The organism is Verrucomicrobiota bacterium, from assembly GCA_037139415.1.
Lineage (GTDB): Bacteria > Verrucomicrobiota > Verrucomicrobiia > Limisphaerales > Fontisphaeraceae > JBAXGN01.
Genome location: JBAXGN010000282.1, coordinates 1 through 6993 on the forward strand (window position 1 = coordinate 1; position 6993 = coordinate 6993).

Genomic DNA, 6993 nt, shown 5'->3' on the forward strand with positions numbered 1-6993 from the left:
CCTTGTCGAGAGACAAACGTCAGAAGCTACGAAAAGCCGCACTGGACAAGGTTTTCCCAGTTCATATGTAGCGGTATTTATGCGCAGGTGTATAGGAAAGTGCTGAGGAGTTCGCGCAAGAACGGGTTGGTGGCGGGCACCATGTCCACGAGGTTTTGCACGGAGATGGCGCTGCGGGAGAAACGGGCGATGAGCAGGCCATAGGAGATGGTCTGGGCGATGACATCGGCAAAGTCGTCTTCGGTGAGGTCGTGGATGAGCGCGGCTTTGAAGGCGGCATAGAGGCGGCGGACGGGGCCGCGCTCGGATTCACGGGCAAGGATGGTGCGGGTACGGCGACGGGTGGCATCGGCCAGCCGGGCGAGTTCTTCCACCAGTTCGGCGGTGGTGGTAATGACTTCGCGGTGGCGGAGCTTGAAGGCAGAGGCCCATTGGGAGCGCCAGACCTCCAGATTAGCCGGGTTGGCCGGCCAGTGGAGCTTGGCGGTGAGTTGCTGATGGGCATCGGCCAGATGCAAGACGGTGTCGCCATCGTCCCAACCCAGGACCTTGAGGACGGACAAGTCGCCGGGGCTTTCGGGATCCTGGCTGAAATGAGCGAAGGTAACCGCCCGGTCGGCTTCCTCGCCATAGGCGGAGATGAAGAGAAGGTCATTCTGATGCCAGGCGCGCTGACCGGACTGGCGGGCGGTGGCGCGTTTTTTCAAAACCAAGTGGCCAAGGATGCGCCGGAGCATGACAACCGGGAGGCGCTTTTTCTCGAAATTAACCCAGAAAACACCCCACGGCTGGCGGGTTACGAGGGGGCGAAGTTGTTTGATTTCCTTAACATGGACGGCGGTGGCGGTTTCAAAACCCAGTTCCTCCGGGTTGTAATCGAAGGTAATATCCTCGGCTTCATCTGGCGTAATGGGCCAGTCCAGCTCATCGCGGAGGTAGGCAATGAGGGAGGGGAGGGTTTTGATGGCGCGGAGGCGGTCTAAATTCATAAGTCAGAAGTTAAAAGTTAAAAGGCAAAAGTTAAAAGGCAGAAGTAAAAAGGGAAAAGGGGTAAGGCATGGCTGCACCGAGGTGTTGCGGTTTGACTTTTGCATTTTGCCTTCTGCGTTTTGCCTTTTTCCCTTCATTCATTTCTTTTGGCGATATTCAAGCTGGCGGTGAAGATGGCGACAAGCTCGATGGTTTCCTGGCGGAGCGGCTTCAGTTTGGTGGCGACCATTACTTTTTCGTCCTCAATCAGGCCAAGCCAGAAATCGGATTCGTCTGTTTCCTTGAGGCAATCCCCCATTTTGGCAATGAACTCGGCCGTGGACCGGGCGCGGGCAGCCTCGCGATAATTGGCGCCCACCGAGGTGCCGGAGCGGAGCAGTTGCCGGCCAAGAGTCTTGGCCACGTCATCTTTGGGCAATGCCCGGAAAAGCCGGACAATCCGGCGGGCATACTCATAAGTCCGATCCCGTAAATTTTTTGGCATTGAGTTGGCGACTTCCGTTTGCATTTTACCTTTCCACTTTTGACTTTTGACTTTTCTGGACGGCGCGTTCGCTGTGCAGCACGCTGGAGAGCATGGCGACCCCTTGTTCGGTGAAAGCGTAGGGAAAATGACGGCGGCCACCGCGTCCCTTTGATCTTCCAGTTTGGAATATCAAAGCGTGCGCTTCTTCGGCGGTCAGTTGGAACATGAAATCGGAGGGAAAACGATCAAGGTTACGAGTAACGGCTTTGTTCAAATTGCCGGTCGTCACGTCGTAAAGGACGGCCAGATCGGCGTCCAGCATGACCTTCTCACCACGTACCAAGTGAATGGCATGTTGAATGCGTTCGAGCGGAATGATTTGAAACGACTTTGCGATGCCATCAATAGGAGTACTTTTAGAAGAGGTACGTTTATATTTCATAACTATTTATAATCTGAACAATCAAGCTTTAAGATCACAATTTGTGGTATTGAATTCGCACGCGTTGGTAATCAATACTTAACGATTTCATGGCAGGCACGCTGGACTAATGCATTCCTGCGGTGGCCGGTGCCGGGCAAAGTCCACCAGGGCCAGTGCTTTCAGTTTTCGCTGGGAAAGGCGCGGGCGGGCTTGCCGGCGCAAACGACGATTCGGTTCCAGTTTCCGCCACAAGGCGGCATCCGCATTGAACTGATCCACGAGCCGTTGGGTGGCACGCTGCGCGGGCATTAAATGATAATACGGGTTCATTTTAATTTTGCCTGTCTTTGATGACTTTATCGCTTCCTGTGAGCAAGATACGATTTACCTTGCGCTTGCGTGTGGGCTTTTTTGGCACCTGCCTTCGCATCTGGTCGATCAAGACCTCGACTTGCGCACGGTCGTTGGCAATGAATGCCTCCAGTTGCGCCACGGTGGGCAACGAAACCAAGTAGCGCGAAACGAACAGTTTATTGTCCATCCCGGACGTGGCAAATTCGACTTTCGTGTTTTCCCGGTCGCTGCACAAGATGATCCCCACCGGGGGATGGTCGCCGTCGCGCATGATTCGTTGCTTAAAGTAGTTAAGGTAGTAATTCATTTGGCCGGCATCGCCATGTTTGAAGGGCCGGACCTTGAGGTCGAGTAAAACATGGCACCGCAATACGCGGTGGTAAAAAACCAGATCAATATAGTCGTGCTCATTGCCGATCGTCACGCGAAGCTGACGGGCTTCGAAACAAAATCCGGTACCCAATTCCAGCAGGAACTGTTGCAAATGATCCAGCAGTGCCTGCTCCAGATCACTTTCGTTATAACGGGGCACCTCGGCGAGCCCGGCAAACTCCAAAATATAAGGATCACGAATCAGGTCGGCGATGGTTGCTTGAGGTTCCTGGCGATGAGCCCGGCGGACGACGGCGGTTTTGTCGGTGGAAAGGCCGGTGCGTTCGTAGAGAAGAGAGCCGATCTGGCGCTGGAGCTGGCGTTTTGACCAGTTGCCTTTGAGACACTCGTTTTCGTAAAAAGCGCGTTTGAGCGGATCCTCAATCCGAATTAATTCGATCAGTTGCGTCCAAGAGAAACGAAAAATCGCGTTGGCGGACAAAGGTTGGATGCCGCCGGAGGATTTCCGCACCAGTGGTGCGGAAATGCCGGTTCGCACAGCGCCCAGCAGCGGGATGGTCAATTTCCGCACCAGCGGTGCGGAAATGTCCGATCCGGCTTGCGGATAGACAAAATAGAACTGGCGCATTCGCTCCAACATGTCGGGACTGACGCCGTTGACGCCACGCTTCTTTAAATCACCGGCGAGGCGTGGCAGCAACCGGGTGCCATATTTTGCCCGGTCCTCCCCGTTTTGTTCAAATTCCACAATATAGGCGCCGACGAGCCAATTCCGCATGACGAGGGATTGATTGACGACTGTGGCTGCATGACCCAGCAATTTCTGGCTGGTTGAATCAATGGCTTTGATGAGTTGCGCGTATTTCATGAACGAATTTCGTTGTTCCTTTTGCCTTTCAACGGTTGACCTTTTTCACCCCAACTCCATCCAGCATTTCAGGGTTGGTTTAACACCCACGGGGGCCTGCATCTGTTTGAGGTAGGTGTTTTTGATGTGGGTTTCGATTTTCAGGCGGACGGTGCGCAAGGCTGCCGCCGTCATCTCCACGCGCCGTGGCGTATCCAACTGGCACTGGATGTACGCATGGATTTCTTCCGGCTGATCCAGGATTTTGGACGTGGCGAAATCATAGAGATACCAAGCGGTGCGCCCGGCGGCATCCGTCCAGATAGGAGCATCGGCGGACGAAACGCCCGCGCTACCCTTGGTCTTGTCCTCGGCGGGCAGGGTGTAGCAGAAGAACACCGCCTGCGCGCCGGGCCGGTGATGGGCCTTGCCGCTGAAGACGCGACCGGGGAGCGCGTCCAGATGGGTTTCCAGCGCCGGGTTTTCCTTGAGCAGGCGTTCCAGTTCCAACTGCATTTTTTCGGTGGGGGTGGTGGTGCCTTCGTAGCTGTTTTGGAAATCCTTGAGCGCGTCAAAGTCATCGCTGGGTTTGAGCAGTTTTTTGCCTTCAATGCCAAAGACCTTGGAGATGCGCAATGCCTTGTGAGCGACCCGGCTGTAAAGTTTCAGCAAATCATCCAACTCATCGGGCGGCAGGAAATTCCAATAGACAACCTTGCCGCGCAGAGGCTTCTCCTCGGGATGGTCGGCGATGATTTTTTGTTCCACGGCGGGATTAAGGCGGCGATCCACACGGCCAATGCGCTGCATGAGGCGGACAGGGTTCCAATGGAGATCGTAATTGATCATGCGCGTGGCGTCCTGGAGGTTCAAGCCTTCGGACAGGACATCCGTGGCGAGCAGGATGCGCGTTTCCTTGAGGTTGCGGGCGGCGAGATCGGCGGTGGAGGAGTCGTTGTAATAGGGGGCGAACCGCTGGAGGACAACGGTGCGGTCCTGGATGGTGGCGCTGTCCACTTCATCCACGCCCTCGATGCCTGCCGCTTGTAACTCGTGTTTGAGGTAACGAGCGGTGGCCATGTATTCCGTGAATACCAGCACCTTGCGGCCTTTTAGCTCGGCATCGGATTTCAGCAATTTGACCAGGGCCTTGAGCTTATCATCCTGGGCGGGGGTGAAGGTTTTCAGTTCCTCCAGGAAATCCACAAGCGTTTCGAGGTCGTCGAACGTGTCATCGAAAATCTCGTCCACCCGGTAAATTTTGCGATCCAGTGGCACAAAGTGATCGAGAAATTCGTCGCCAAGGGTTTCCTCGGTTTCCTCGCTGGCATTGTCTTCGTCAAACTCTTTCCGGCGGGTGTGGATGTGGGACAACAATTCCTGATTGCGGGTGCGCCATTTCTCCAGGCGGTCCTTTTCGCGCTTGGACTGGCTGTTGACTTCAAGGAAGGCAATAAATTTCAGCAGCAAATTCTGGCAGGACTGTTCAAAGGCGGTGATGGAGCTTTCAAAGCGTTTCAGGAACTGCACGCGAATGAGGCGAACGAGGCCACGCTGGCGGCCAATCTCGAAGTTGCCTTTTTCATCCACCGCGCCGACCGGATAATCCAAGGGATGATACGGGCCGAGCGCGAACAGGGGTTTTTCCTTGGCGAAGGCGAGTTCGATTTTGCCCAGCAAATGGCCGTAGGTTTTTTTGACCGAATAATTCGCGACGCGCGGGTCCTCCTTGGCGGGGAACAGCGCCGCGGCGGAGCCCTGCTGTTTCTGGCTGGCGACGACATAGGCGCGGCTGCGCTGGACGACGAGTTCGCGGAATAACTTATCGCTGACCAGGACCTGCCCGGCCTCGACGGAATTGGCGGTGAAGAGTTCGCCCAGGACCTGGCCGCTGACCAGGCCGGCGAGCTGTTTCTCCATCTGCCGGAAATGGGCGCTGAGATTATAAATGCCGATGCGGGCGGCAAAGGCATCTGGTTTCTCGCGGGAAAAGAGCTCGATCAAGTGTTGGAAATCCGTGAGCGCGTTATTGACGGGCGTGGCGGTGAGCAGGAAAATCCGCTTGTTAGCGCAAAGGTCGTAGAGTTTCCAGTAACGGGACCCGCCGGATTCGCGGGTGAGGCCGCGGTTGCGGAAATGGTGGGCTTCATCTATGACCACGGCATCCGCCTGATCCGTCATCTGCTCAAAGATGGACGGAAAATCGATGCCATCGGCACTGACACCGCGCATGAGATCGGTGTGATTGAATATCTTGAACGAGAGGAAGCCGTTCAGGAGATGCGGCAGGTAGCGTTTGATGTTGCGCTCCCAGACCGGCACGCGGCCGGACTTGGGGACGAACAAGACGACGCGCTTATTCTCATACATCACCAACCGCTCAATGAGCATGAGGCCGATAAAGGTTTTGCCCAAGCCGACGCCGTCGCACAAAAACGCACCATTGTAATTGGTGGCCGTGTGATAGAGCGAGGCGTAGCCGTCGCGCTGATACTGGTCGAGGATGGGGTGGATCTTGGATTTGGTCTTTTCCCATTCGTTGGCGGTCAGCTCGTGGCGGCGGAATAGCTCATCCAGCGCCTTGGCATAGACATCGAACGGCAAGTATTCGCGGATGTGGCGTTCGACGGTGGCGAGAATTTCGGGGGTGATATTCTCGGCCTCGGCCCAATGCTGCTCATACCATTCCTGCAACTGGCGCACGTCGCCAGCGGCCTTGACCTGGATGTTCAACTCAATGTTTTGCGTAAGGCCGGGGACGGTGAAATTACTGGAGCCGACCAGGGCGACGGAGCCAATGACGGCCACCCGTGGATGGGTGATGTAGGCTTTGGCGTGGAATTTCCTTTTTGCGAAGGCGCGGCATTCGATTTTGCCATCGCGCAACGCCTGCACGATGGCGGCGACACCGGCAAGGAAATCATTCTTTTCCTTTTCCGATTCGATGCTGGCGTCGAGGCGGGCGGTGATGTCCTGCTTAAGCCCGTCGAGAATGGCTTGCCGGGTGCGAGCGGAGACCTCGTTGCCCATGAGGATGCGGATTTTATCCAGTTTCTGCCACTTGCCGTCCAGGGCAAGGAGCGAGCCAATTTCAAAATAGCCGGTGGCGATATCGAAGGCGCTGGCAATTTCGGTCCAGTCCTGGAGATATTTAAGGCCCTTCCAATTGTCATCGCTGTTATCAACGATGAACAGTTCGCCGCCAGATTTGATCGAGTCAGTCATTGGGATTCCTCATCGGTGACCGCAGGCAATAGGTTGCCTATAGTCAAAAGTTTGTAAAAATGATCCATATTCTGGCGGGCGGCCTGGGGGGCGGGAAAACCAAGCGACGAACGTGATAACTTGGCCCGCCTCCAGACGGAGCGGGCTCCACGGTGTTGTGCCTGGTTTTAACGCGTCAGAGGGCATCTATAAAATTCTCCCAACCAGTGGTTTCCTAGGTGAAGTGTGGCAAAAAGTGGGTGGGATGGAAGGAAAAAATAGGGGAAATGGAACCCGAAGGTCGAAGCCGGGGCTGAAAGACTTTTGGTCGAGTAGGACTGAGGCGCACGCAACCTTGCGGTCCATGTTTCCTCA

General features: G+C 55.5%; 6 protein-coding genes. All 6 read right to left on the bottom strand.

Translation table 11 applies throughout. The features are described from left to right. Nucleotides 1-77 precede the first annotated feature (77 nt). Nucleotides 78-989 (bottom strand): hypothetical protein, encoded by a 912-nt coding sequence (locus WCO56_28090; protein MEI7733464.1) that lies wholly within the window; start codon nucleotides 987-989, stop codon nucleotides 78-80. Nucleotides 990-1123: 134 nt separating this feature from the next. Then, nucleotides 1124-1474: a four helix bundle protein gene (locus WCO56_28095; protein MEI7733465.1), complete on the bottom strand. Its 351-nt coding sequence runs from the start codon at nucleotides 1472-1474 to the stop codon at nucleotides 1124-1126. A 25-nt stretch (nucleotides 1475-1499) separates the two neighbouring features. Then, nucleotides 1500-1898, bottom strand: a complete 399-nt coding sequence (locus WCO56_28100; protein ID MEI7733466.1) for an ORF6N domain-containing protein — start codon at nucleotides 1896-1898, stop codon at nucleotides 1500-1502. Between the two features lie 87 nt (nucleotides 1899-1985). After that, a complete protein-coding gene (locus WCO56_28105) occupies nucleotides 1986-2210 on the bottom strand; it encodes a hypothetical protein (protein MEI7733467.1) in 225 nt (74 codons plus the stop codon). A 1-nt stretch (nucleotide 2211) separates the two neighbouring features. Next, a complete protein-coding gene (locus tag WCO56_28110; GenBank protein MEI7733468.1) occupies nucleotides 2212-3435 on the bottom strand; it encodes a PDDEXK nuclease domain-containing protein in 1224 nt (407 codons plus the stop codon). 45 nt (nucleotides 3436-3480) lie between these two features. After that, the gene (locus WCO56_28115; protein MEI7733469.1) at nucleotides 3481-6639 is read right to left on the bottom strand and encodes a helicase-related protein; all 3159 of its coding nucleotides are present in this window, start codon (nucleotides 6637-6639) and stop codon (nucleotides 3481-3483) included. Nucleotides 6640-6993: the final 354 nt, after the last annotated feature.

What these genes read in the sequence shown, in the direction of transcription:
- WCO56_28090 (MEI7733464.1), bottom strand. Translation starts at nt 989, where the DNA reads ATGAATTTAGACCGCCTCCGCGCCATCAAAACCCTCCCCTCCCTCATT.
- WCO56_28095 (MEI7733465.1), bottom strand. Translation starts at nt 1,474, where the DNA reads ATGCCAAAAAATTTACGGGATCGGACTTATGAGTATGCCCGCCGGATT.
- WCO56_28100 (MEI7733466.1), bottom strand. Translation starts at nt 1,898, where the DNA reads ATGAAATATAAACGTACCTCTTCTAAAAGTACTCCTATTGATGGCATC.
- WCO56_28105 (MEI7733467.1), bottom strand. Translation starts at nt 2,210, where the DNA reads ATGAACCCGTATTATCATTTAATGCCCGCGCAGCGTGCCACCCAACGG.
- WCO56_28110 (MEI7733468.1), bottom strand. Translation starts at nt 3,435, where the DNA reads ATGAAATACGCGCAACTCATCAAAGCCATTGATTCAACCAGCCAGAAA.
- WCO56_28115 (MEI7733469.1), bottom strand. Translation starts at nt 6,639, where the DNA reads ATGACTGACTCGATCAAATCTGGCGGCGAACTGTTCATCGTTGATAAC.